Origin of the sequence: Streptomyces sp. NPDC102467, from assembly GCF_044765445.1 — a bacterium.
In the GTDB taxonomy this organism is placed as follows: domain Bacteria; phylum Actinomycetota; class Actinomycetes; order Streptomycetales; family Streptomycetaceae; genus Streptomyces.
In genome coordinates, this window is the sequence record NZ_JBIWKA010000012.1 from 91,496 (window position 1) to 111,917 (window position 20,422).

24 protein-coding genes and 2 pseudogenes are annotated in these 20,422 nt (G+C 71.6%); 19 read left to right on the forward strand and 7 right to left on the reverse strand.

Going from position 1 to position 20,422, the window contains the following annotated elements:
* Window positions 1–138: 138 nt before the first annotated feature.
* Complete coding sequence (locus tag ACIREE_RS25255; protein ID WP_404156321.1) at window positions 139–1,464, forward strand: alpha/beta fold hydrolase; 1,326 nt, start codon at window positions 139–141, stop codon at window positions 1,462–1,464.
* 67 nt (window positions 1,465–1,531) lie between these two features.
* Window positions 1,532–1,942 carry a RidA family protein gene (locus ACIREE_RS25260; protein WP_404156324.1) on the forward strand — a complete coding sequence of 137 codons (411 nt, stop codon included), beginning with the start codon at window positions 1,532–1,534 and terminating at the stop codon, window positions 1,940–1,942.
* A 59-nt stretch (window positions 1,943–2,001) separates the two neighbouring features.
* Here ACIREE_RS25260 and ACIREE_RS25265 read toward each other — a convergent pair whose 3' ends face one another.
* The 5 genes from ACIREE_RS25265 to ACIREE_RS25285 all read right to left on the reverse strand — a co-directional run bounded on the left by ACIREE_RS25265 (window position 2,002) and on the right by ACIREE_RS25285 (window position 7,112).
* A complete protein-coding gene (locus tag ACIREE_RS25265) occupies window positions 2,002–3,456 on the reverse strand; it encodes a SulP family inorganic anion transporter (RefSeq protein WP_404156327.1) in 1,455 nt (484 codons plus the stop codon).
* A gap of 8 nt (window positions 3,457–3,464) precedes the next feature.
* Complete coding sequence (locus ACIREE_RS25270) at window positions 3,465–4,046, reverse strand: carbonic anhydrase (RefSeq protein ID WP_404156329.1); 582 nt, start codon at window positions 4,044–4,046, stop codon at window positions 3,465–3,467.
* Between the two features lie 73 nt (window positions 4,047–4,119).
* A complete protein-coding gene (locus ACIREE_RS25275; RefSeq protein ID WP_404156331.1) occupies window positions 4,120–4,500 on the reverse strand; it encodes a hypothetical protein in 381 nt (126 codons plus the stop codon).
* A gap of 210 nt (window positions 4,501–4,710) precedes the next feature.
* Window positions 4,711–6,375 carry an ABC-F family ATP-binding cassette domain-containing protein gene (locus ACIREE_RS25280; RefSeq protein WP_404156334.1) on the reverse strand — a complete coding sequence of 555 codons (1,665 nt, stop codon included), beginning with the start codon at window positions 6,373–6,375 and terminating at the stop codon, window positions 4,711–4,713.
* Between the two features lie 245 nt (window positions 6,376–6,620).
* The gene (locus tag ACIREE_RS25285) at window positions 6,621–7,112 is read right to left on the reverse strand and encodes an HPP family protein (protein ID WP_404156337.1); all 492 of its coding nucleotides are present in this window, start codon (window positions 7,110–7,112) and stop codon (window positions 6,621–6,623) included.
* Window positions 7,113–7,377: 265 nt separating this feature from the next.
* Between ACIREE_RS25285 and ACIREE_RS25290 the strand changes: the two are divergent.
* The 4 genes and pseudogenes from ACIREE_RS25290 to ACIREE_RS25305 all read left to right on the forward strand — a co-directional run.
* A pseudogene (locus tag ACIREE_RS25290) lies at window positions 7,378–7,830 on the forward strand (ABC transporter ATP-binding protein); the annotation flags it as partial.
* Window positions 7,831–7,920: 90 nt separating this feature from the next.
* A pseudogene (gene fecE, locus ACIREE_RS25295) lies at window positions 7,921–8,004 on the forward strand (Fe(3+) dicitrate ABC transporter ATP-binding protein FecE); the annotation flags it as partial.
* 146 nt (window positions 8,005–8,150) lie between these two features.
* Complete coding sequence (locus ACIREE_RS25300; protein ID WP_404156340.1) at window positions 8,151–9,125, forward strand: ABC transporter substrate-binding protein; 975 nt, start codon at window positions 8,151–8,153, stop codon at window positions 9,123–9,125.
* A gap of 3 nt (window positions 9,126–9,128) precedes the next feature.
* A complete protein-coding gene (locus ACIREE_RS25305; protein ID WP_404156343.1) occupies window positions 9,129–11,195 on the forward strand; it encodes an iron ABC transporter permease in 2,067 nt (688 codons plus the stop codon).
* A 7-nt stretch (window positions 11,196–11,202) separates the two neighbouring features.
* Here ACIREE_RS25305 and ACIREE_RS25310 read toward each other — a convergent pair whose 3' ends face one another.
* Window positions 11,203–11,679 (reverse strand): peroxiredoxin, encoded by a 477-nt coding sequence (locus ACIREE_RS25310; RefSeq protein WP_404156931.1) that lies wholly within the window; start codon window positions 11,677–11,679, stop codon window positions 11,203–11,205.
* Window positions 11,680–11,790: 111 nt separating this feature from the next.
* Between ACIREE_RS25310 and ACIREE_RS25315 the strand changes: the two genes are divergently transcribed.
* Both ACIREE_RS25315 and ACIREE_RS25320 read left to right on the forward strand, forming a co-directional pair.
* A complete protein-coding gene (locus ACIREE_RS25315; RefSeq protein WP_404156346.1) occupies window positions 11,791–11,994 on the forward strand; it encodes a hypothetical protein in 204 nt (67 codons plus the stop codon).
* A 118-nt stretch (window positions 11,995–12,112) separates the two neighbouring features.
* Window positions 12,113–12,340 carry a hypothetical protein gene (locus ACIREE_RS25320; protein WP_404156348.1) on the forward strand — a complete coding sequence of 76 codons (228 nt, stop codon included), beginning with the start codon at window positions 12,113–12,115 and terminating at the stop codon, window positions 12,338–12,340.
* Between the two features lie 76 nt (window positions 12,341–12,416).
* Here ACIREE_RS25320 and ACIREE_RS25325 read toward each other — a convergent pair whose 3' ends face one another.
* Entirely contained in the window at window positions 12,417–13,163 is a 747-nt protein-coding gene (locus ACIREE_RS25325) for an IclR family transcriptional regulator (RefSeq protein ID WP_404156351.1), read from the reverse strand.
* A 183-nt stretch (window positions 13,164–13,346) separates the two neighbouring features.
* Here ACIREE_RS25325 and ACIREE_RS25330 point away from each other — a divergent pair, with 183 nt between their 5' ends.
* From ACIREE_RS25330 to ACIREE_RS25380, 11 genes are all read left to right on the forward strand, one after another.
* Window positions 13,347–14,501 (forward strand): amidohydrolase/deacetylase family metallohydrolase, encoded by a 1,155-nt coding sequence (locus ACIREE_RS25330; RefSeq protein WP_404156354.1) that lies wholly within the window; start codon window positions 13,347–13,349, stop codon window positions 14,499–14,501.
* 46 nt (window positions 14,502–14,547) lie between these two features.
* The gene (locus ACIREE_RS25335; RefSeq protein WP_404156357.1) at window positions 14,548–14,949 is read left to right on the forward strand and encodes a hypothetical protein; all 402 of its coding nucleotides are present in this window, start codon (window positions 14,548–14,550) and stop codon (window positions 14,947–14,949) included.
* Between the two features lie 23 nt (window positions 14,950–14,972).
* A complete protein-coding gene (locus ACIREE_RS25340; protein WP_404156360.1) occupies window positions 14,973–15,341 on the forward strand; it encodes an SFCGS family glycine-rich protein in 369 nt (122 codons plus the stop codon).
* Window positions 15,338–15,673: a DUF4312 family protein gene (locus ACIREE_RS25345; RefSeq protein WP_404156363.1), complete on the forward strand. Its 336-nt coding sequence runs from the start codon at window positions 15,338–15,340 to the stop codon at window positions 15,671–15,673. Before ACIREE_RS25340 ends, ACIREE_RS25345 begins: the two co-directional genes overlap by 4 nt.
* Before the next feature lie 4 nt (window positions 15,674–15,677).
* Complete coding sequence (locus ACIREE_RS25350; protein WP_404156366.1) at window positions 15,678–16,466, forward strand: DUF4311 domain-containing protein; 789 nt, start codon at window positions 15,678–15,680, stop codon at window positions 16,464–16,466.
* 13 nt (window positions 16,467–16,479) lie between these two features.
* A complete protein-coding gene (locus ACIREE_RS25355; protein WP_404156369.1) occupies window positions 16,480–17,226 on the forward strand; it encodes a DUF4310 family protein in 747 nt (248 codons plus the stop codon).
* 29 nt (window positions 17,227–17,255) lie between these two features.
* A complete protein-coding gene (locus ACIREE_RS25360) occupies window positions 17,256–18,356 on the forward strand; it encodes a DgaE family pyridoxal phosphate-dependent ammonia lyase (protein ID WP_404156371.1) in 1,101 nt (366 codons plus the stop codon).
* A complete protein-coding gene (locus ACIREE_RS25365) occupies window positions 18,353–18,616 on the forward strand; it encodes an HPr family phosphocarrier protein (protein WP_404156374.1) in 264 nt (87 codons plus the stop codon). The genes ACIREE_RS25360 and ACIREE_RS25365 overlap by 4 nt, the downstream gene beginning before the upstream one ends.
* Entirely contained in the window at window positions 18,613–19,260 is a 648-nt protein-coding gene (locus ACIREE_RS25370; RefSeq protein ID WP_404156376.1) for a bifunctional 4-hydroxy-2-oxoglutarate aldolase/2-dehydro-3-deoxy-phosphogluconate aldolase, read from the forward strand. Before ACIREE_RS25365 ends, ACIREE_RS25370 begins: the two co-directional genes overlap by 4 nt.
* 76 nt (window positions 19,261–19,336) lie before the next feature.
* Window positions 19,337–19,858: a peptide-methionine (S)-S-oxide reductase MsrA gene (gene msrA, locus ACIREE_RS25375; RefSeq protein WP_404156378.1), complete on the forward strand. Its 522-nt coding sequence runs from the start codon at window positions 19,337–19,339 to the stop codon at window positions 19,856–19,858.
* Between the two features lie 100 nt (window positions 19,859–19,958).
* The gene (locus ACIREE_RS25380) at window positions 19,959–20,369 is read left to right on the forward strand and encodes a hypothetical protein (RefSeq protein ID WP_404156381.1); all 411 of its coding nucleotides are present in this window, start codon (window positions 19,959–19,961) and stop codon (window positions 20,367–20,369) included.
* The last annotated feature ends 53 nt before the right edge of the window (window positions 20,370–20,422 follow it).

The window sequence follows — 20,422 nt, forward strand, 5'->3', positions numbered from 1 at the left end:
AACGTACTGCTCGGTAACGTCCCCGCGACGCGTGGGGCCGATGGGACGACCGGCCGCACGCATCGTCGGCCTGCCCGATTCACGGCCGTCCGCCGACAGGTCCGGAGTCCGACTCCGCCTGCACCCAGGAGGTTTGCCATGCCCGTACCCACCCGTTTGCTGGCCGCCACCATCACCGCCGCCGCCTGTCTGGGCGCGCAGGCCGTGCCCGCCTTCGCGTCGACCGGCTCGCAGAACGAGGTCTCGCGAGGCGTCACGATCCCCGCCTTCTACAACCCGCCCGCCGAACTGCCCGCCGCCAACGGCGCGCTGATCCGCAGCGAACCGCTGCCGCTGGCGCTGAGCCTGCCCACCCTGCACGGCCCGCTGCCCGGCACCGCGACCCGCATCATGTACCGGACGACCGACGCGAACGGCAGCCCCGCCGCGGTCACCGGCGCCTACATCGAGCCCGCGGCGAAATGGCGCGGCGACGGACCCCGGCCCCTCGTCGCGCTCGCCCCCGGCACCATGGGGCAGGGCGACCAGTGCGCCGCCTCCCTCGGCCTGGAGCACCCGCTGAGCCTCAACGGGCAGACCGTCTCGGTGGGTTACGAGGACCTGGCGATCTACCGGCTCCTCGCCAAGGGCGTCGCGGTCGTCGTCACCGACTACATCGGCCTGGGCGCGACGGACCGCCTGCACACCTACGTCAACCGGCTCGACGAGGCCCACGCCGTACTCGACGCCGTCCGCGCCGCACGCGCGCTCAAGGGGGCCACCGTGACCTCCGGTTCGCGCGTCGGCCTGTTCGGCTACAGCCAGGGCGGCGGCGCGACCGCGGCCGCCGCCGAACTGCAGCCGGCGTACGCGCCCGACATCACCCTCTCCGGTACGTACGCGGGGGCGCCGCCCGCCGACCTGACGGAGACGACGAAGGGCATCGACGGCACCGATCTCGCGGGCGCCCTGGGCTGGTCCCTGAACGGGTTCCTGCAGTCCGACCCCGAGTTGAAGCCGATCGCGGAGGCGTACCTCAGCGACAAGGGCCGCGCTGCGCTGAAGGACCTGTCGACGATGTGCGTCGGCGACACCATCCTCGCGTACAACTCGGCGCGCAGCTCCTCCTGGACCACCGACGGAAAGTCCCTCGCCGAGATCATCCAGGCCGAGCCGAAGCTCCAGGCGTTCCTCGCCGAACAGCGGATCGGCACGATGAAGCCGGCCAGTCCCGTCCGGGTGGCCACGGGCGTCAGCGACAACCTCGTCCCGCACGGCCAGGCACGCCAGTTGGCCGTCGACTGGTGCGGCCGGGGCGCGCAGGTCACGTACAAGCCGGTGGTCCTGCCGGACGTGGGGCGCGCGCTGCTCAATCACTTCGCGCCGCTGCTGACCGACCAGGGCAGCGCCGTCACGTGGCTGACCGACCGCCTTTCCGGCGAGCCGGCCGGCTCCAACTGCGGGGCCCTGCCCGGTCAGCCGTGATGTGACAGCATGACCGGGCCCAGCCCAGTCGTTCCTGTTGCCGCTGCCCGAAGGGATGTCCAGACTCATGGTCCGCGCCGTCACCCTCATCCGCTCCGACGCGTTGTCCGACGTCGCCGAGTACGCGTACGCGGCGACCGCGCCGGCCGATGCCCGGCTCGTCTTCCTCGCCGGTTCCTGCCCGTTGGAGAAGGACGGGGCGACCGCGGCGATCGGGGACTACGCGGGTCAGGCGGCGAAGTGCGTGGAGAACATGCGGGTCGCCCTCGCCGCGGCCGGAGCGGATCTGGACGACGTCATCAGCACCCGCGTGCTCGTCGCGTCGACGCGGCAGGCGGACCTCGTGACGGCCTGGGAAGTGGTCAGGGACGCCTTCGGTGAGCACGACGTACCGAGCACCCTGATGGGTGTCACGGTGCTCGGCTACCACGAGCAGCTCGTCGAGGTCGAGGCGGTCGCGGCCGTTCTCGACGACTGACCGCGCAGTACAGCGAAGGGCCCAACTACCGTGCTCACACGGCAGTTGGGCCCGACCGGTCACATCGCTGTGACCTTCACCGGCTCCGTCTCGGCGGAACTGTGCCGCTCGGCCCAGCTCTCCAGAGCCGTCCGGCACGCATGGTCCAGATGGTGCAGCCCGGACAGGTGCAGCTCCACGGGACGGTTCTTCGGCAGGGCCTCCAGGCTGTCGAGGATCTTCGGCAACCGCAGGAACGTCGCATTGCCCGACAGGTACGCCTGGACCGGCCCGGAACCCTTGTCTATGACCTCCAGCTTCACGTGCGAGGCGTCCCAGGCCGTCTTGACGACGGACAGGGCGACGCCGACGAGCACGCCCTCGAACATGCTGACCGCGACGATCGACACCGCGGTGACGATCAGGATCACGGCCTCGCCGCGGTGCTGGCGCCACAGGTTCACGAGCGAGCGCACCGGGATGAGCTTGGCCCCGGCGTGCACCAGCACACCCGCGAGCGCCGGGATCGGGATGTACGCGAGGACGCCCGGCAGCAGGGCCGCGAACAGCAGGAGCCAGACGCCGTGCAGCACGCGCGAGGCCTTGGTGCGTGCCCCGGCCTGGACGTTGGCCGCGCTGCGCACGATCACCGCCGTCATCGGCAGGGCGCCGAGCACTCCGCACAGCGCGTTGCCCGCGCCCTGCGCCACCAGTTCCTTGTCGTACGCGGTCCGGGGCCCGTCGTGCATCCGGTCCACGGCCGCGGCGCTGAACAGCGACTCGGCGGAGGCGATGAGCGTGAACGCCACGATCGTGCCGATCAGGCCGAGACCCGCGAGTTCCCCGAAGGCGCTCAGGGACGGCGGCTGGATCGATCCGAGCAGGCCGTTGACCTCGACCGTCGCCACCGGGGCGTCGAAAGCGACGGCCGCGGCGGTCGCGAGTCCGATGGCGGCCAGTGGTCCGGGCACCACCCGCACGCGCGCCGGCAGTCGCTTCCACAGGACCAGGACGGCGACGGTGCCCGCGCCGAGGGCCAGTGAGGCGAGCGATCCGGTGCTGCTCAGGGAGTCGATCAGGGCCTCGGGCAGCCCGGCTATCTTGCCGAGCCCCGATTCCGGGGCCTTGGCGTCCAGGACGGCGTACAACTGGCCCGCGATGAGCACGAGCCCGATGCCGGCCAGCATGCCCTCGACCACCGAGACGGAGATGGCCCGGAAGTAGCGGCCCAGTTTCAGGACGCCCATGCCGATCTGGAGCACGCCGGTCGCCAGGACGACGACGCCGAGCACAGGCAGGCCGAACTCGTCCACGGCCTCGTACACGAGCACGGTCAACCCTGCGGCGGGGCCGGACACTTGCAGGCTGCTGCCGCGCATCAGCCCGGCGACGATGCCTCCGACGATGCCGGTGACCAGGCCGAGCTCGGCGGGTACACCCGAGGCGACGGCCACGCCCACGCACAGCGGGAGTGCGACCAGGAAGACGACGAGGGAGGCGGTGAAGTCCGCTTTGAGATGGGGGTATTTGCTCATCGCGGTGCTCACAGCGCCTCGAAGGTGTCGGTTTCGGGGCGGTGTTGGCGTACGCATCCGGTGTGGACTTCGTAGTACCAGCCGTGCAGGCGTACGCGGCCGTCCGCGAGGCGGCGCTGCACGCACGGGTAGGCGCGCAGCCGCAACAGCTGGGTGAGGACGTGCTGTTGGACCGCTGCCGCGACGGTCGGGTCCGACGGGTCCTGGGTGGCGGGACTCTCGGCGGCGTGCGCGAGCCAGTCGCGCACGGCGGGCACCGCCGCGAGATCGTCGCCGCGCACGAGCGCGCCGACCGCGCCGCAGTGCGAGTGGCCGCAGACGACGATGTCCTGGACGCCGAGCACCTCGACGGCGTACTCGATGGTGGCGGTCTCCCCGCAGGGACGGCCGGTGGAATGGGCGGGCACGATGTTGCCCGCGGTGCGCAGTTCGAAGAGTTCTCCGGGGCGGGCGCCGGTGATCAGGGCCGGCACGACCCGCGAGTCGGAGCAGGTGATGAAGAGCACCTGGGGGGACTGGCCGTCGGCAAGCCGGGCGAACTCCTCAGGGCGTTGTCCGAACGTGCGGGCGTTGTCGATGAGGGGCTGCATGTCGTGGTGATTCCTCCTGGCGCGCGTGGGGCGCGTCGGGCTGGCAGGACAAGTGGGGACGGAGATGTCCCTGTCAGCAGCGGAAGACCTGAAGGGTCGCCGCCGTGAGGTCCGGTACGGATCTGCTCGGGCGGGTGCGCGGGTCCCCGAGGGGACCGGGCGGGACGACGGTCGAGGGGCGCGGCGTCGGTGACAGCGGGGTGGGACAGGGGAGATGGGTGCCGCTCGCGGCCGCGCGGTGCCGGTCCCGGGTGCGGAGCACCTCGACCGGGTCCTGAGGGTGTGTATGGCCCCCGGGGGCGGCCGCCGGGACGTGCGCACTCGACGCGGACACCGACCACGGGTTCGAGACGTGTGCGGGAGTGAACGCCTGTACGAAAGAGGCCAGGGGCAGGGCCAGTACGGCGGCCATGACGAGGGTCACCCAGGTGCGTCCCTTCCCACCTCGGAACACGCGGCCCTCCTCCCGGATGTCCATAATTCAAGACGAGACCAACGGTTGGTCAACCGATGGTCAAGAGGAAGATTAGCTGTGCAAAGGTGATCGCTGGGTTAACAGGACGTTTCGGCGCGAAGGAAGCGTGAAAAGTGCGGTCGATTGGCGCGAACGGCACCGGTGGGGCGCGGTGGCGCACCGCGCCCCACCGGTGCCGGACCTCTCCGGTCAGCGCCCGCCCGTCTCCAGCCGGAGGGCACGTCCCTGCCAGCGCCCGCGCAGCCACCGGTCGTGGCTGGCGACGACGATCGCGCCGGGGCCCGAGCCCAGGGCGTCCTCCAACTCGTCGCACAGACGCGGGGACAAATGGTTCGTCGGCTCGTCGAGGAGCAGCAGCTCGGGCGGGCTCGCCACGAGCAGGGCGAGCGCGAGCCGCCGCCGCTGTCCCACGGAGAGATGGCCCACCGGTTTGCCCAGATCGCTCTCCCGCAACAGGCCGAGGGAGCGCAGCGGCACGGCGTCGGCCCGTTCCAGGCCGAGCGCCCGCGTGTACGTGTCCCGTGCGGTCCGCTCCGGGTGCGCGAACTCCGAGTCCTGGGCGAGCAGCCCGACCGTGACGCCCGCGCGTCGACGCACCTCGCCCTCTGCAGGCAGCCGGCCGGCGAGGACGGCCAGCAGCGTCGACTTGCCGCTGCCGTTGGCCCCGGTGACCAGGAGCCGGTCGGTGGGCGACACGTCGAGCCGGGCCAGATCCAGACGGCCCGGCACGCGCACGTCGCGCAAGACGACAAGTGCGTCGTCGGCGTCCGAAGCGTGCGAAGTGTCGGAGGCATCCTGCGCATCCTGCGGCGGCGCGCCGAGTGCGACCGGCCGGAACCGCAGCGGACGCGGCGGCTCGGCGACCTGCCGGCGCTCCAGCTCGTCGAGGCGTCGCGCGGCGTTGCGCACCCGGCGGGCGATCTGGCTCTGCACCCGCCCCGCCCGCAGGCCGTACCCCATCTTCTCGCTGTCGCGCGGCCCCCGGTCGGGGGCGACGCGGTGTGCGGTCACCCGGGCCGAGGTCCGCAACTCCTCCAGTTCCTGCTGCTCCTCGGCGTACCGCCGCTCCCAGCGCACGCGCCCGGCTCGTTGCTGCGCCAGGTAGGAGCTGTAGTTCCCGCCGAATCGCACGGGACCGTCCAGGGCCGGATCGAGATCGATCAGGTCCGTGCAGACGGCGTCGAGGAAGGCCCGGTCGTGACTGGCCAGCACCACGGCGCCCGGCAGCGCGCGCAGCTGCTCCTCGAGGAAGAGGGCGGCGCTGTCGTCGAGGTGGTTGGTGGGCTCGTCCAGGAGCAGTGCCGAGGGGCGCCGCACGAGGAGCGCCACCAGTGCAAGCCGGCCCCGCTGCCCGCCCGAGAGGGACCGCAGGGTCCGGGTGCGCGAGATCCCGTCGAGTCCCAGCCCGGCCAGGACCATCGCGGCGCGCCGGTCGGCGTCCCAGACTTCGCGCGCCTGCGCACGTTCGAGCCGCTGCCCGTACGAGTCGAGCAGCTCCGCGTAGTCGGGACGGTCCTCGGCGGTCCGGGCGAGGAGAGCGCCGAGGCGTTCGAGCTCCGCGAGATCGGCGCGGGCCTCGCGGAGCGCGTCGGTCAGGACGTCGGCGAGGGTCTGCGCGGCGTCGTAGGGCATCTCCTGGTGGAGGAAGCCGAGGTCACGGGGGCGTTCGACGGTGCCCGCGTCGGGTGTGTCCACCCCGGCGAGGAGTCGCAGCAGAGTCGACTTGCCGACACCGTTCTCGCCGATCAGTCCGATGCGATGGCCGGGGGAGGCGGTGAGGGAGACGCCGTCGAGGACGCGTCGGGCGCCCAGGGTCCGGACGAGATCGTGGGCGAGCAGGGCAGGTTCGGGCATCGTCAGAGACCTCGGGTGAGAGGCGGGCGGGCCCGGCGGGCCGCCCGGAACAGGCAGAACAGGAAAAGGGGACGACTGTGAGGGCCATGACGGCGGTGCTCCGTGGCACCGGCCGATGGCCTGTCAGGTCCGGGTGTCACCCGGAGATGTCGTCGTCGCCCGCCATGTTCTGTCTCCTCAACTCAACGCGGAAGGTCCGAAAAACCGTAGCAGCACAGGGAGCTCCGGCGCAGTCGTGCGGGCGCTCACCAGGAGACCGGATACCGCACCGGGTGGCCGCCGACTCGGCCCGGCAGCAGGCCGATCAGCACCAGCAGCACGGTCGCGAGTGCCAGCAGGGGCAGGAACGGGACCGGGTGCGGGGCCTGCAGCACCACGATCGCGGCGGTCGCCGCGGCGGGGGAGTGCGAGAGGTGGGTCAGCATCATGGCGCCCAGGGAGAGGCCCGCTGCGACAGCGGCCCCCCAGCCGTTGCTCCCGGTCACCGCGAGCGTCGCGAACCCGAGGGCGGCGGATATCAGTTGACCGCCGACGAGGTTGCGCGGCTGGGAGATCGGCAGCCCGGGCGCGCCGTGCACCAGGGCCGCACTGGCCGCCAGCGGAGGGATCAGCAGCGGTTGCCGCAGCAGGACGCCGACGCCGACCAGCAGGAGGAGGGCGCCGATCGCGAAGACGGTGGCCCGCAGGACGTGCAGGGGGTGCGGTCGTTCGGCGGCGGTGGACGGGGGCGGGGTCATCGATGCTCCGGGCAGGGCTGGGCAGGACCCCGAGCATAAACAGAATGTTGATTTACGGGTGAATCAGATGCCTCTGAGGCAAGGCTTCGGAGTTCGGTGGACGACGGGGCGGGTTCAAGCCCAAGGGGGATGGTTCCGCGCCAGATAAGGTTAGGCTAACCTTCACGCCGTGAGAACTGGTGAACGCGCTGGCAGCGCCCCACGTCCGCGCGGTCACGAGCTGTCGGCCGCGCAAGTGACCGTGTCGTACGACGGCGTCGACGTCGTGCACGACGCGGCCCTCGCCCTCAGGCCCGGCGAAGTGACCGCCCTCGTCGGCCCCAACGGCAGCGGCAAGTCGACCTTGCTGCGCACGATCGCGCGGCTGCAGGGTGCCCGTACGGGCACCCTGACCCTCGACCCCGGAACGGCCGACGTCGCCGACGGTTTCGACCTGACGGCCCGTCAATTCGCACGCCGTGTCGCTCTGTTGACCCAAGGCCGCCCCACGCCTGGCGGGCTCACCGTCCGCGACGTCGTGGAGTTCGGGCGCTATCCGTACCGCGGCCGCTGGGGCCGTACGGACCCCGACTGCGCCGCGGTCGTGGACCGCGTGCTCGTCATGACCGGCGTGGCCGAACTCGCCGACCGCGGTGTCGACCAGCTCTCCGGCGGCCAGTTGCAGCGGGTGTGGCTCGCGGGCTGCCTCGCCCAGCAGACCGGCGTGCTCCTGCTCGACGAGCCCACCACGTACCTCGACCTGCGCTACCAGGTCGAACTCCTCGATCTCATGCGCGACCTCGCGGACGACGACGGCATCGCGGTCGGCGTCGTCCTGCACGACCTCGACCAGGCCGCGGCCGTCGCCGACCGCATCGCCCTGCTCAGCGCCGGGCGCATCATCGCCGACGGACCGCCCGAGGACGTCCTGCTCCCGGAGCGCCTCTCCGAGACGTACGGCATCCGCATCGACGTCGACACAGACCCCCTCACCGGCCGACTGCGCACACGCGCGATAGGCCGCCACCACAGCAGAAGCGAAAGGCTCCACAGCACGTCATGAGAAGCCTCCTCCTCGCCGCGGCCGCCGGCACCGCCGCCGCTCTCGTCCTGACCGGCTGCGGCACGTCCGAGCCCGCCAAGGACGCCACCGCCGACAAGTCCCGGCAGATCACCGTCACCGACGCCAACGGCGCCAAGGTCACCCTGGACCGCGCGGCCACCAAGGTCGTCGGCACCGAGTGGAACGTCGTCGAGTCCCTGGTCACACTCGGCGTCGACCCCGTCGGTGTCGCCGACGTCAAGGGCTACAAGGCGTGGGACACCGCTGCCCCGCTGACGAACTCGCCCAAGGACATAGGCACCCGCGGCGAGCCCAGCATGGACACGATCGCCGGGCTCACCCCCGACCTCATCGTCGCCACGACCGACCTGTCGGCGTCCGCGATCAAGCAGATGAAGAAGATCGCCCCCGTCGTCCAGGTCAAGGCCGCCAACGGCGCCGACCAGATCGGGCAGATGAACAAGACGCTCGACGTCATCGCGCAGGCCACCGGCAAGGAGAGCGCGGCCAAGACCGTCAAGGCGTCCTACGAGGCCAAGGTCACCGAAGGCCGGGCGGCCCTGAAGAAGGCCGGAGCCGACGGCTCGAGGATCGCCTCCGCCGACGGGTACTCCGCCTCCAACCAGGTGTCCGTACGCGGCTACACCAGCGGTTCCCAGATCGGCACCGTCAACGAGGCCCTCGGCCTGAAGAACGCCTGGAAGCTCAAGGGCGACAAGGCCTACGGCCTCGCCACCACCGACGTGGAGGGGCTCACCGGGCTCGGCGACGACGTGCGGTTCGTCTACATCGCCAACAAGTCCGAGACCGACGTCTTCACCAAGGATCTCGCAGGAAACTCCGTCTGGAAGTCGCTGCCGTTCGTCGAGTCCGGTGACGTGGACCGGCTCCCCGACGGCATCTGGATGTTCGGTGGACCGAAGTCGATGGAGCAGTACATCGACGCTGTCGTCAGCACTCTCACGAAGTAGGCCATGACCGTCACCGCCACCCCCGCCGCCACGTCCGAGCGCACGGCCTCGTCCCCCTCGGGCGCGGCCGCGGTGACGGTCGGGCTCATCCTTCTCGTCGTCGTCCTCGCCGTCGTCGACATCACCCAGGGCACCGCCTCCGTCGGCGCGAGCCAGGTGTGGAAGGCCCTCATAGGCCGGGCCGAACAGGGCGACGCCTCCGTGGTCGTCGCCTCCCGACTGCCCCGCATGGCCGCCGGGATTCTCGTCGGCGTCGCGCTCGGCGCGGCCGGCGCCGTGCTGCAAGCGGTCAGCCGCAACGTGCTCGCCGCGCCGGACACCCTCGCTGTCAACGCCGGTTCGTACCTCGCCCTCGGCGTGCTCACCGTCAGCGGCGTCAGCCTGCCGCTGCTCGCGTCCTCGTCGGTGGCGTTCGTCGGCGCGCTCGCCGCGGCCGCGATCGTCCTCACCCTCGCCGGACGCGGCGCAGGCTCCGTCCGCCTCGTCCTCGCAGGCAGCGCCCTCACCCTCGGCCTCAACGCCATCACCGAGGCGCTGCTGCTCCTGTTCCCGGAAGCCACCGACGGGCTCTACCAGTGGGCGCAGGGCAGCATCAGCCAGAACGGCTTCGACGGGGTCGTCCGCATGGGCCCCGTCGTACTGGCCGCCCTCGTCGGGCTCGTGCTCCTGTCCCGCCGGGTCGACGCACTGGCCCTGGGGGACGAGGCGGCGAGCGGCCTGGGCGTCCCGGTCCGCGGCACCCGGATCACCGCCGTCGTCCTCGCCTCGCTGCTGTCCGCGGCGGCGGTGACGCTCGCGGGACCCATCGGCTTCGTAGGACTGTGCGCGCCGGCCCTCGTCCGGCCGCTCGCGCGCCGCGTCCGCTCGCTCGTACGCCACCGCATCCGGATCCCCGTCGCGGGGCTGGTCGGCGCGGCTCTCGTGCTCGGTGCCGATGTCCTGCTGCGTACGGTGACCTCGGCCGAGACGGCGGTGACCGTGCCCACAGGCGTCGTCACCAGCGTCGTCGGTGCCGTCTTCCTCGTCGTCATGGCCGTGCGGATGCGCGACGGCGACACCGCCGCGGCGCAGGACAAGCTGCGCATCCCGAGCCGGGCCGTGTTCACCGTCACCGTGATCGTCCTCGCGGCCGTCCTGGTCGGCGCGACCGTCGCCGCCGTTCTCGTCGGCGACAGCACCCTGCTCCTCGGCGACGTGGTCAACTGGGCGAGCGGGCAGGCCGGCCAGGCCGTCAGCTTCGTACTCGACACCCGCGTGCCCCGCGTCCTCGCGGCCCTGTGCGCGGGCGCCGCGCTCGCCCTCTCCGGCACACTCGTGCAGTCCGTGACCCGCAACCCGCTGGCGGAACCCGGCGTCCTCGGTGTCTCGGGCGGAGCCGCGCTCGGCGCCGTCCTGCTCGTCACGTCCGCGCCCGGTACCGGGTCATGGGGCATCGCGGGCGTGGCGCTCGTGGGCGCCTTCGTCAGCTCCGCGCTCGTGTTCGGGCTCGCCGCGAAGGGCGGCTTCCAGCAGAGCCGGCTCGTCCTGATCGGCATCGGCGTCGCCACCGGCACGACCGCGCTGATCAGCCTGGTGATCGTGCTTACCGACCGGTTCAGCGCCACCAAGGCGCTGATCTGGCTGTCGGGTTCGACGTACGGGCGCACCTTCCCCGACATCCTGCCCGTCGCCGCCGTGCTCGTGATCGCCACCGTCGTGACGGTCGCCCGGCGCCGGGAACTCGACCTGGTCTCCCTCGACGAGGACACCCCGCGCCTGCTCGGCCTGGACCTCGGGCGCGGCCGGCTCGGCTTCCTCGTGCTGAGCGTCCTGCTCAGCGCCACGGCGGTGGCCGCCGCCGGCACGATCGGCTTCGTCGGGCTCGTCGCGCCGCACGCGGCCCGCGCCCTGGTGGGCCGCCGGCACGTGCGGGTCGTCCCCGTCGCGATGCTGCTCGGGGCGACGCTCGTGTGCGCTTCCGACCTGCTGGGCCGGACCGTCATCGCGCCGGCCCAGCTCGGCGCCGGACTGATGACGGCACTCATCGGAACGCCGTACTTCGTCTATCTGCTGGTCCGCAGCCGGCGCTGAGAGGCGCTCACCGGGCGTCGGCCGCGCGCAGTGCCGCCAGCGCCCGGTCCGCGTGCGCGCTCATCCGGAATTCGCTGCGCACGACGGAGAGGACGCGACGGTCGGTCCCGATGACGAAGGTGGCCCGCTTGGTCGGCAGGGGGCCGAACCCACGGGCCACCCCGAACTGCCCGCGCACCGCGCCCTCGGGATCGGAGAGCAGCGGAAACCCGAGCGTGTGCTGCCCGGCGAACTCCCGCTGCCGCTCCACGGCGTCCGAGCTGATGCCCACGGGCCGGGCGCCGACCGCCGCGAACTCGGCGGCCAGGTCCCGGAAGTGGCAGGCCTCGGCGGTGCAGCCCGGTGTCATCGCGGCCGGGTAGAAGAACACCACCACGGGGCCCTCGCCGAGCAGCGAGGACAGGGACGTGGGGGTGCCCGTCTCGTCGGGCAGGGTGAAGTCCTCTACGACTGAACCGACTTGGATGCGGGGAGACGAGGAGATGGGTGACACGGGGGCTCCCGACGACGCTGGTACCGGGCGGAACAGGACACGCGGGATCCTACTCGGCGGTAGTGGTTGTTGACTCAGCGCTCCAGTGGGTAGGCGCGGGCCATGAACTCGCATGATCAGAACGTGGAGACAGCGGCGGCCGCGGCGGAGTTCCTGGCCGGTCAGCAGGTCACGGAGAAGCAGTGCGGAGGGTGCGGCACGGTCGTCGCCGGGGTCAACGGCCGTTACGCGTGCGGTGCTTGCGGCTGGATCAACCACTGGTCCGACGGTGATACCCGGCTGCCGGGTGCGGCGGACGACGGATGATGGATGACCTCCTCCGGCCGCATCGCCATCACCGGCAGAGTGGTGCATATGTGGTGCGTATCCGATGCGCCTGTGGTTCACTCGGTCGGACGGACGCGCAGAACTGGAGGCCACATTCATGGCAGGACATCCGGAACACCCGCCCAGCGAACGCCTTTCGGTCACGCTGGCGCCCCCGGCCGTCTTCGCGGTCAATGAGCTGGCCGAGAGCGGGAGCGTGAGCAAGGCGGACGTCATCAACCGCGCTGTGCTCCTCCTGGGGTTCGTCGAGCGCGAGCGGGCCAAGGGGCACGAGCTGATGATCCGTGGCGCGGACGGCGAACTGGAGCGCATCCACATCCTCTGAGGGTGGAGCGCGCGGTACCGCGGGATGCGGCCTCTCTCGGGAGGGGCCGCATCCCTTTTTTGCCAAGGGCCCTCAGTCACAACCTGCGGGAAACGTCCTGCGCCGCCTGCTTGACCGCCGGTGCGAACGCGGCCAACTGCCCTTCCGCGACGAGGAAGGTGAGGGACGAGACCGATACGGCGCCGACCGCGGTGCCGTCGGCGTCGAGCACCGGCGCGGCGAGCGAGCAGATGGACTCGTCCGCCTCTTCGTAGTCCGTGGCGTACCCCGCCTCGCGGATGTTCGCCAGCTCGTCGGCCAGGGCGGCGGGGTCGGTGTGGGTGCGGGGCGTGCGCGCCGGGAGCCCCGTGCGGCCCAGGATGTCGGCCACTTCGCCGGGTGGCAGGTGGGCAAGGAGGGCCTTGCCCGAAGCCGTGGCGTGCAGGGGGAGGGGCGTGCCGACGTCGGTGGCGATGCGGTACGCGTGGCCCGGGTCGACCTTGTGCGTGTACGTCGCGTGGTCGCCGCTGAGCACGGCCAGGTGGACGGCCTGCCCGAGCCGCTGCTGCAGGGCGCGCAGCACGGCGTCGATGCCGACCGCGTCGTCGGCGAGCACCTGTGCGGCCAGTGCGCGCAGCTGGACGCCGCATCCGTAGCGGCCCTCGCCGTCGGGTGCGGCGTACCCCTCCTCGACCAAGGTGGCCAGAACCCGGTGGGTGGAGGCCTTGGAGACGCCTGAGCGCTCCGCGATGTCGCCCAGCCGGTGCGGCCCGTCGGCGCGGGCCACCGCGTGCAGCACCCGTAGCGCCTTGACGACGGAATTCGCGGGCTTGCTCGGTTCCATTGACCCTCCGAGGAGAAGCGGGCTATGTTGCCAATCGGTCCGTACGGCGGAACACCATTCTACGCTACGGAACGCGCTCGGGATTCTCAGCTTCTCCGGTTCTCTTCGTGGTGCGAAACCGGCCGGTCGTCGCACCGGCGGCTTCACAGACACCACTCTCATGCTCGTGAAAGGCGGCCGTCCATGGCTGTGCGCGGATCTTCCTCCGTGGGCCCGCAACGATTCGATCTCGTGGTCACGGGCGGGCTGTTGGCCGATCCACTGCGGCCGGAGCCCGTACCGGGAGATATCGCCGTCGTCGACGGCCGGATCGCGGCGGTCGGCGCCCCGGGCTCCCTCGCCGGAGCGGAGCGCCTGGACGCCACCGGACTCCTCGTCGCGCCGGGCCTCATCGATCTGCACACCCACGTCTACGCGCCCGGCACCGACCTCGGCGTCCCCGTGGACGCGATCGGCGTCGACCAGGGCGTCACCACCGTGGTCGACGCGGGCAGCTGTGGCAGCGACGCCTGGGACGACTTCACGGAAAACGTTGTCGGACCGGCCACCACCCGCGTACTGAGCTGGCTCAACATCTCCAGGCACGGGCTCGTGCACGGACGCCAGGAGCTCTCGCACGGCCCGGACGACATCGACGAGGCGGCCACGGAGAAGGTGCTGCGCGCGCACTCCGGACGAGCCCGCGGCATCAAAATACGGATGAGTGCCTCGGTGCTCGGCGACAGCGGCCTCGCACCCCTGAAGGCCGCGAAGCGGGTGGCGGCCCGGGTGGGCGTGCCCGTGATGGTCCATGTCGGCAACGAACCCCCGCACCTCGGCGACGTACTCGACCTGCTGGGGGAGGGCGACGTCGTCACGCACGCCTTCCACGGCAAACCCGGCGGCCTGTTCGGCAGCGAGCGGCAGGCACGCGCCGCCGTCGCGCGCGGTGTCCGCCTCGACGTCGGCCACGGCAGTGCCAGCCTCAGCTTCGCCACCGCCGAGCGGGCACTCGCCGCCGGCTTCACCCCGCACACCATCAGCACCGATCTGCACAATCGCAACGTCGACGGCCCCGTGCACTCCCTGGTCACCACCCTCACCAAACTGCTCGCGCTGGGTCTCACCCCGCAGCAGGTGATCCGCTGCTCGACCCTGCACGCCGCCCAAGTCCTGGGCATGGACGGGGAGTTGGGCACCTTGCGGCCCGGGTCGGCGGCCGATCTGACGCTGCTGCGCCACACCGAGGAGACCACGACGCTGACCGACGCCGACGGCGCCACCCGCACCGGCACCAGCCGGCTCCAGGAGGTCGCCGTCGTACGCGCCGGAACCCCGCGAACCCTCCAGGCCCCGTAACGCACGCACCACGCCCCACCGAACCGAACCACCGAAAGGCCCGTGCATGACCAGCCCCCTGATCGAGCGGCTCGCGACGGCCGTCGAGGACACCTCCCGCCCCGTCACCGACGAGGACCGGACGGACCTGACGGCGTTCCTCCCGCTCGCCCAGGTCTACGCCGAGACGTGCGGCATCGCCTTCGACGAGACGCGTTCCCTCGCCCTCGCCGTGCACGCGCTCGCCTTCGTCCGCCGGGTCCGTACCGCCGAGCACCTCGACGCGCTCGACGACCAGCTCGCCGCCGAAGTGGCCCCCGGCCGGATGGCCGCCGTCCGCTCGCTCATCGACACCTACTGCACCCCGCGCGACTTCCCCGCCCGGGACACCGAAGTCCTGCTGCTCGCCCTGCACTTCGAGGCGGCGGCACAGCTCCAGCACCAGCACCAGCCCACCGCGCAGGCATGACCGACCCCTCAGGGAGCACCGCCATGACAGTCAAGATCGTGATCGGACACCGGCTCGGCAAGGGCCAGGCGGTCGCCGACGGCATCCGCGCCGCGGGCGGCGAGCCCGTCCTCATCCCCGGCCCCGGCGCCGACATGAAGGTGGGCGACGTGATGGCCGCCGAAGGCGCGGACCTCGGCATCTCCTTCTGCGGCAGCGGCGGCGCCGGAGCGGTCACCGCCAAGGCCAAGTACGGGCACGACATCGAGTTCGGCATGCGCTCCGCACAGGCCGGCGTGACCGCCGTCGAACAGGGCCGCACCGTCCTCGGCTTCGGCTTCCTCGACAGCGAGGAGCTCGGCTTCAAGGTCACCCAGGCGCTGCTCAAGAAGCTGGGCAAGGAGGCCTCGTGAACCAGACCCGGCACACCCTGCGGCTCACCGGGTCGGGACCCACCAAGGAGAAGGCGTTCGCCACGGCCATCGGCCAGGTGCAGTCCGCCGTCGGCAAGCGCACCGACGGCGTCTCGTTCCGCGTCGAACCCCTGGACCTCGAGGTCGTCTCCGCGGTGGAACACCGCTGGACCGAACGGTTCCTCGGCCTGCTCTTCCCCCGCACCCGCCGGCGCTTCGAGATCACGCTGCGCATCGACGTGCAGGTGGCCTCACTCGACCTGGACACCCTCGACTTCGCACTGCGCGAGGAGCGGCTCTCACCGCTCCAGCACGCGCTGCACATGAGGTGACCCGATGAACGACACACTCACCGTCCTGCTGGAATCCCTGGTCATCGGCGGCCTGATCGGCTTCGGCGCGAGCGCGGGCGTGGCCCGGATGTTCCACGCGCCGAAGGTCCAGGGCATGGGCGCCTTCCGCACCCTCGGCGAACTCAACGCCTGCCAGAACGACCCCGTCGCCCACTTCTCCTTCGGCCTCGGCTTCCTCTTCAACGCCTGGTCGAGCGCGGTCGGCACCGGCGCCCTGACCTCCGACGTGGATCACCGCATCGTGCCGCACTGGGCGGCGTCGGTTGCGATGATCAAGAATCGCAACCTCGACGCGACGCTGCACAACCCGCGGCGGATGGCGATAACCGGCACCGTCGTCGGCATGGTCCTGGTCACCCTCCTCAACACGACCGCCGCCTCGATCCCGCACTCCCTCCAGGACGTCGCGGCCAAGGTGCTCGGACCGGCGTCGGAGTGGCTGATCAACCCCGTCATGCCGATCATCTTCTGGATGGCCGCCGTCGACGCGGGCCGCCGCGCCGGAGCCTGGGGCACCGTCCTCGGCGGCCTCGGCCACCTCGTGATGGGCAACGCGGTGCCCGGCATCGTGCTCGGCATCGTCATCGCCAAGGGCGTCGACGACCTGGGCTGGACCAAGGTCACCAAGGCCCTGGCCGGCGTGGTGATCGTGCTCTTCGCGGCCAGCGCGATCCTGCGCGGCTCCGACCTCACCCTGCTCACACAGATGAAGGTCGACATCCCGCACTGGCTCCTGCAGTTCCACGACGCGACCGGCACCAAGCCCCAGTGAGGCAGGCCCCGACATGACCGACTCATCAACGACAGCGCCCGCCGCGGCGGGTGGCGTACCCGAGCAGAACTCCGGCACACAGCCGGCCAAGGGCGGCTTCCTCAGCAAGGTGCCGGGCGAGGGCAGCTTCTGGCTCGCGGAGTGGGCCTTCCCCCTTTTCGTGGCCTGCCTGGCCGCCGGCATCTTCACCGGTACACACCTCTATTACGTCTACCACACCGGCGTGTTCAGCGACGTCGCCGTCGCCTCCATGCTCAAGGCCGGTATGGAGAACGGCAGTTACGGTGCCGCCGCGGCATTCGGCGCCGGATTCCTGTTCGCCCGCATCATCGAGGGCCCGATGGTCGGCATCCTCGACATCGGCGGCTCCCTGCAGACCGGCGTCGGCATCGGCATCCCCGCCATGTTCCTCGGCGCGGGCTTCACCGCGCCGCTCCAGCACTTCTGGCTCGCGCTTCCCGTGGGCGCCCTGATCGGCGGGCTCATCGGCATCACGATCGTCGTCATCCGCCGCGCCACCGTGAACTCCACAGGTGGCACCTCGACGTTCGGCGCCGACGTGATGATGGGCGCGGGCAACTCGGCCGGCCGCTATCTGGGCCCGCTCGTCATCATCTCCGCCGCCACCGCTTCGCTGCCCGTGGGCCTCGGCTCCACCATCGGCGCGGCCCTCTTCTACAAGTGGAAGAAGCCGCTGACCGGCGGCGCCATCATCGGCGCGATGCTCGCCGGCTTCTTCTTCCCCATCTCCGGCAAGTGAGCGCCCCCACCCCAGTTCAAGGAAACAGCGTGCACACTCTCCACCAGACCCTCGGCGTCCCGCCCGCCATCAACGCCAGCGGAAAGATGACAGCGCTCGGCGGCAGCGTCCTCAGCGACGGCGTCATCGCCGCGATGGGCGACGCGGCCCGCCAACACGTCGTCATGGACGACTTGATCATCGCCGTCGGCCGCGAGATCGCCCGCGCCACCGGCACCGAGGACGGCTGCCCCACCACCGGCGCCGCGTCCGGCGTCGCCATCGCGGTCGCCGCCGTGATCGCGGGCACCGACCTGACCCGTATCGAGGCACTTCCCGACCCCGGCGACGCACCGTGCGAGGTGATCCTGCCGCGCGGCCACTCCGTCCACTTCGGCGCGCCCGTCCGGCAGTTGGTCGCCCTCGGCGGCGGCCGCCCCGTCGAGGTCGGCGCCGCGAACAAGGTCACCGCCGCGCACCTGTCAGGCGCCATCGGCCCGCGCACCGCGGCACTCCTCTACGTCCAGTCGCACCACGCCGTGCAGAAGGGCATGGTCACCCTCGCGGAGACCGTCGAGGTGGGCCGGCGCCACGGCATCCCGGTCATCGTCGACGCCGCCGCCGAAGGGGACCTGCGGCACTGGCCCGCCACCGGCGCCGACCTCGTGATCTACAGCGGCGGCAAGGCGGTGGGCGGCCCCACCTCCGGAATGATCTGCGGCAGCGCCGCGCTCATGACCGCCTGCCGCGCCCAGTACGGCGGCATCGCCCGCCCGATGAAGGTCGGCAAGGAGACCCTGTTCGGCCTGGTCCAGGCGCTGCGCGAGTACGGGACCGACGCCCCCGTCGACCACCGCGAACGGATGGAGAAGCTCGCGGACCGCCTCGCCGCGCTGCCCGGCATCACCACCCGGGTCGTCGCCGACGAGGCGGGCCGCGCCATCCACCGCACCGAACTCACGGTGGACCCCGAGCAGGCCGGCCGTGACGCGAGTCGCCTCGCCGCCGAACTCGCCGCCCACGGCATCCATCTGCGCGACCACCACGCCCTCACCGGCCGCCTCTTTATCGACCCGCGCCCCCTGCGCCCCGACGAGGAAGAGCGCCTCGTGGGACAGCTGACCGCACTGCTCGAGGGAGAAGGCCGATGACCGTCGTCGAACGCCGCCTGGTCGTCACCGAGGAAGCCGGGCTGCACGCCCGTCCGGCCGCCGCGTTCGCCCAGACCGCCGCCCGCAGCGCGGCCGAGATCACCGTCGCCCGTGAGGACGGCCACGAGGTCCCCGCGCGCAGCGTGCTGTCCCTGATGACCCTCAACATCCGCTGCGGCGACGCCATCGTGCTGCGCGCCAGTGGCACCGACGCCGAGTCCGTCCTGGACGAGCTGGCCCGGATCGCGGCCCCGGCATGACCGACAGCGCACCCACCCTCCCGGAGACCCCGATGAGCCCCGCCCCCGCCGACGTCATCGCACGTCTCGGCCTGGCCCGCGTCACCCCGACCGTCCGCGAGGCCGACGCCGATACCGCCGACCGCGTGGCCCGTACCCTCGTCGACTGCGGCATCACCGCCTTCGAGTTCACCGCGACCACCCCCGGCTGGGAGAAACTCGTGGAGACGTGGTCGCGCGAGGCGCCCCAGGTCACGCTGGGCCTGGGCACCGTCAACTCGGCCGATATCGCCGAACGGGCCCTGGCGGCCGGGGCGCAGTTCCTCGTCAGCCCCTTCCAGGTGCCTGAAGTGCGGCCCGTCGCGGACGCCGCGGGACGGCTTCTGATCGAGGGCGGTCTCACCCCGAGCGAACTGCGCACGGCGGCCGACCGCGGTGTGGCCAAGCTGTTCCCCGCCCACGTCGGCGGCATCGCCTACCTGAAGTCGGTGCTCTCGGTCCTGCCCGGTGCCCATATCGCGGCGACCGGGGGTGTCACGGTCGACAACGCGGCGCAGTGGCTGGCGGCCGGCGCCTTCACCGTCAGCATCGGCAGCGACCTGAGCAAGGGCGACGTACGGGCGAACGTGGCCCGGCTCAAGGAGGGGATCGAGGGAATCGGCTGACCCCGCCGAGCGTTACACCCTGCGCCGTCCGACAGCACAATGGAACGGACGAACCAACGTGGGCAGGGAGTTTCGCATGACCGTGGGAACCGAGAAGGCCGTGCTGGCCGGGGGCTGCTTCTGGGGTATGGAGGACCTGATCCGCAAGCAGGCGGGAGTGGTGTCCACGCGCGTCGGCTACAGCGGCGGCGACACCCCGAACGCCACGTACCGTAACCACGGCGACCACGCCGAGGCGATCGAGATCGTCTTCGACCCGTCGGTCACCAGTTACCGGGACCAGCTGGAGTTCTTCTTCCAGATCCACGACCCGACGACCAGGGACCGCCAGGGCAACGACATCGGCCGCAGCTACCGCTCGGCCATCTACTACGCCGACGAGGCGCAGCGCGCCGTTGCCCTGGACACCATCGCCGACGTCGACGCCAGTGGGCTGTGGCCGGGCAAGGTCGTCACCGAGGTGGAGCCGCTGGGCGACTTCTGGCAGGCCGAGCCGGAGCACCAGGACTACCTGGAGCGCTACCCGGACGGCTACACCTGCCACTTCCCCCGGCCGAACTGGAAGCTGCCCAAGCGGGCACAGCCGACGGCCGGTTGACCCCGCCGCTCCCGCGGGCGGTAGCGTTCTGCGGGGCAGCCGTTGGAGGGGGCCGGCCGATGTGCCCCGATCGGAGGGGGTGCGCGGGAGGGAGCCGGCAATGGTGGAGTGGAGACGGATCGGCCGAGGAGTGCGGCAGGTCCCGGAACCCTGGGCGACACCGCTCATCTGGACCGCCGCGTACCTGGGCGCGTTCGCGCTCGTGGGCCTCTTGAGCGTGCTCGGTTTCCTCGACCGTACGGGCTTCGCGCTGATGGTCCTCTCGCTGCTGGCCGGGCTCCTCGGCATGCGGGGCCGCTTCACGGCGGCCCCGGGCACCGCACTCCTCTGCTGGACCTGCCTGAACGTCCTCGGCACCGAGCCGACCGGCGAACTCTCCTGGGCCGGACACCGGGACCCCGGCTGGATGGCATGCCTCTTCGCCGCGGCGCTCGTGGGGACGATCACGGGCCGGGTGCTGCATGCGCGGGCCGCGTACCGCCGCGTGACGCCGTTCGACGAACCGGCCTGAGGCGGTCCGGCCGACAGACGGGAAAGTCCCTGCCGCGATCCGCGGCAGGGACT

What these genes read in the sequence shown, in the direction of transcription:
- ACIREE_RS25255 (WP_404156321.1), top strand. Translation starts at nt 139, where the DNA reads ATGCCCGTACCCACCCGTTTGCTGGCCGCCACCATCACCGCCGCCGCC.
- ACIREE_RS25260 (WP_404156324.1), top strand. Translation starts at nt 1,532, where the DNA reads ATGGTCCGCGCCGTCACCCTCATCCGCTCCGACGCGTTGTCCGACGTC.
- ACIREE_RS25265 (WP_404156327.1), bottom strand. Translation starts at nt 3,456, where the DNA reads ATGAGCAAATACCCCCATCTCAAAGCGGACTTCACCGCCTCCCTCGTC.
- ACIREE_RS25270 (WP_404156329.1), bottom strand. Translation starts at nt 4,046, where the DNA reads ATGCAGCCCCTCATCGACAACGCCCGCACGTTCGGACAACGCCCTGAG.
- ACIREE_RS25280 (WP_404156334.1), bottom strand. Translation starts at nt 6,375, where the DNA reads ATGCCCGAACCTGCCCTGCTCGCCCACGATCTCGTCCGGACCCTGGGC.
- ACIREE_RS25285 (WP_404156337.1), bottom strand. Translation starts at nt 7,112, where the DNA reads ATGACCCCGCCCCCGTCCACCGCCGCCGAACGACCGCACCCCCTGCAC.
- ACIREE_RS25300 (WP_404156340.1), top strand. Translation starts at nt 8,151, where the DNA reads ATGAGAAGCCTCCTCCTCGCCGCGGCCGCCGGCACCGCCGCCGCTCTC.
- ACIREE_RS25305 (WP_404156343.1), top strand. Translation starts at nt 9,129, where the DNA reads ATGACCGTCACCGCCACCCCCGCCGCCACGTCCGAGCGCACGGCCTCG.
- ACIREE_RS25315 (WP_404156346.1), top strand. Translation starts at nt 11,791, where the DNA reads ATGAACTCGCATGATCAGAACGTGGAGACAGCGGCGGCCGCGGCGGAG.
- ACIREE_RS25320 (WP_404156348.1), top strand. Translation starts at nt 12,113, where the DNA reads ATGGCAGGACATCCGGAACACCCGCCCAGCGAACGCCTTTCGGTCACG.
- ACIREE_RS25325 (WP_404156351.1), bottom strand. Translation starts at nt 13,163, where the DNA reads ATGGAACCGAGCAAGCCCGCGAATTCCGTCGTCAAGGCGCTACGGGTG.
- ACIREE_RS25330 (WP_404156354.1), top strand. Translation starts at nt 13,347, where the DNA reads ATGGCTGTGCGCGGATCTTCCTCCGTGGGCCCGCAACGATTCGATCTC.
- ACIREE_RS25335 (WP_404156357.1), top strand. Translation starts at nt 14,548, where the DNA reads ATGACCAGCCCCCTGATCGAGCGGCTCGCGACGGCCGTCGAGGACACC.
- ACIREE_RS25340 (WP_404156360.1), top strand. Translation starts at nt 14,973, where the DNA reads ATGACAGTCAAGATCGTGATCGGACACCGGCTCGGCAAGGGCCAGGCG.
- ACIREE_RS25350 (WP_404156366.1), top strand. Translation starts at nt 15,678, where the DNA reads ATGAACGACACACTCACCGTCCTGCTGGAATCCCTGGTCATCGGCGGC.
- ACIREE_RS25355 (WP_404156369.1), top strand. Translation starts at nt 16,480, where the DNA reads ATGACCGACTCATCAACGACAGCGCCCGCCGCGGCGGGTGGCGTACCC.
- ACIREE_RS25365 (WP_404156374.1), top strand. Translation starts at nt 18,353, where the DNA reads ATGACCGTCGTCGAACGCCGCCTGGTCGTCACCGAGGAAGCCGGGCTG.
- ACIREE_RS25370 (WP_404156376.1), top strand. Translation starts at nt 18,613, where the DNA reads ATGACCGACAGCGCACCCACCCTCCCGGAGACCCCGATGAGCCCCGCC.
- msrA (WP_404156378.1), top strand. Translation starts at nt 19,337, where the DNA reads ATGACCGTGGGAACCGAGAAGGCCGTGCTGGCCGGGGGCTGCTTCTGG.
- ACIREE_RS25380 (WP_404156381.1), top strand. Translation starts at nt 19,959, where the DNA reads ATGGTGGAGTGGAGACGGATCGGCCGAGGAGTGCGGCAGGTCCCGGAA.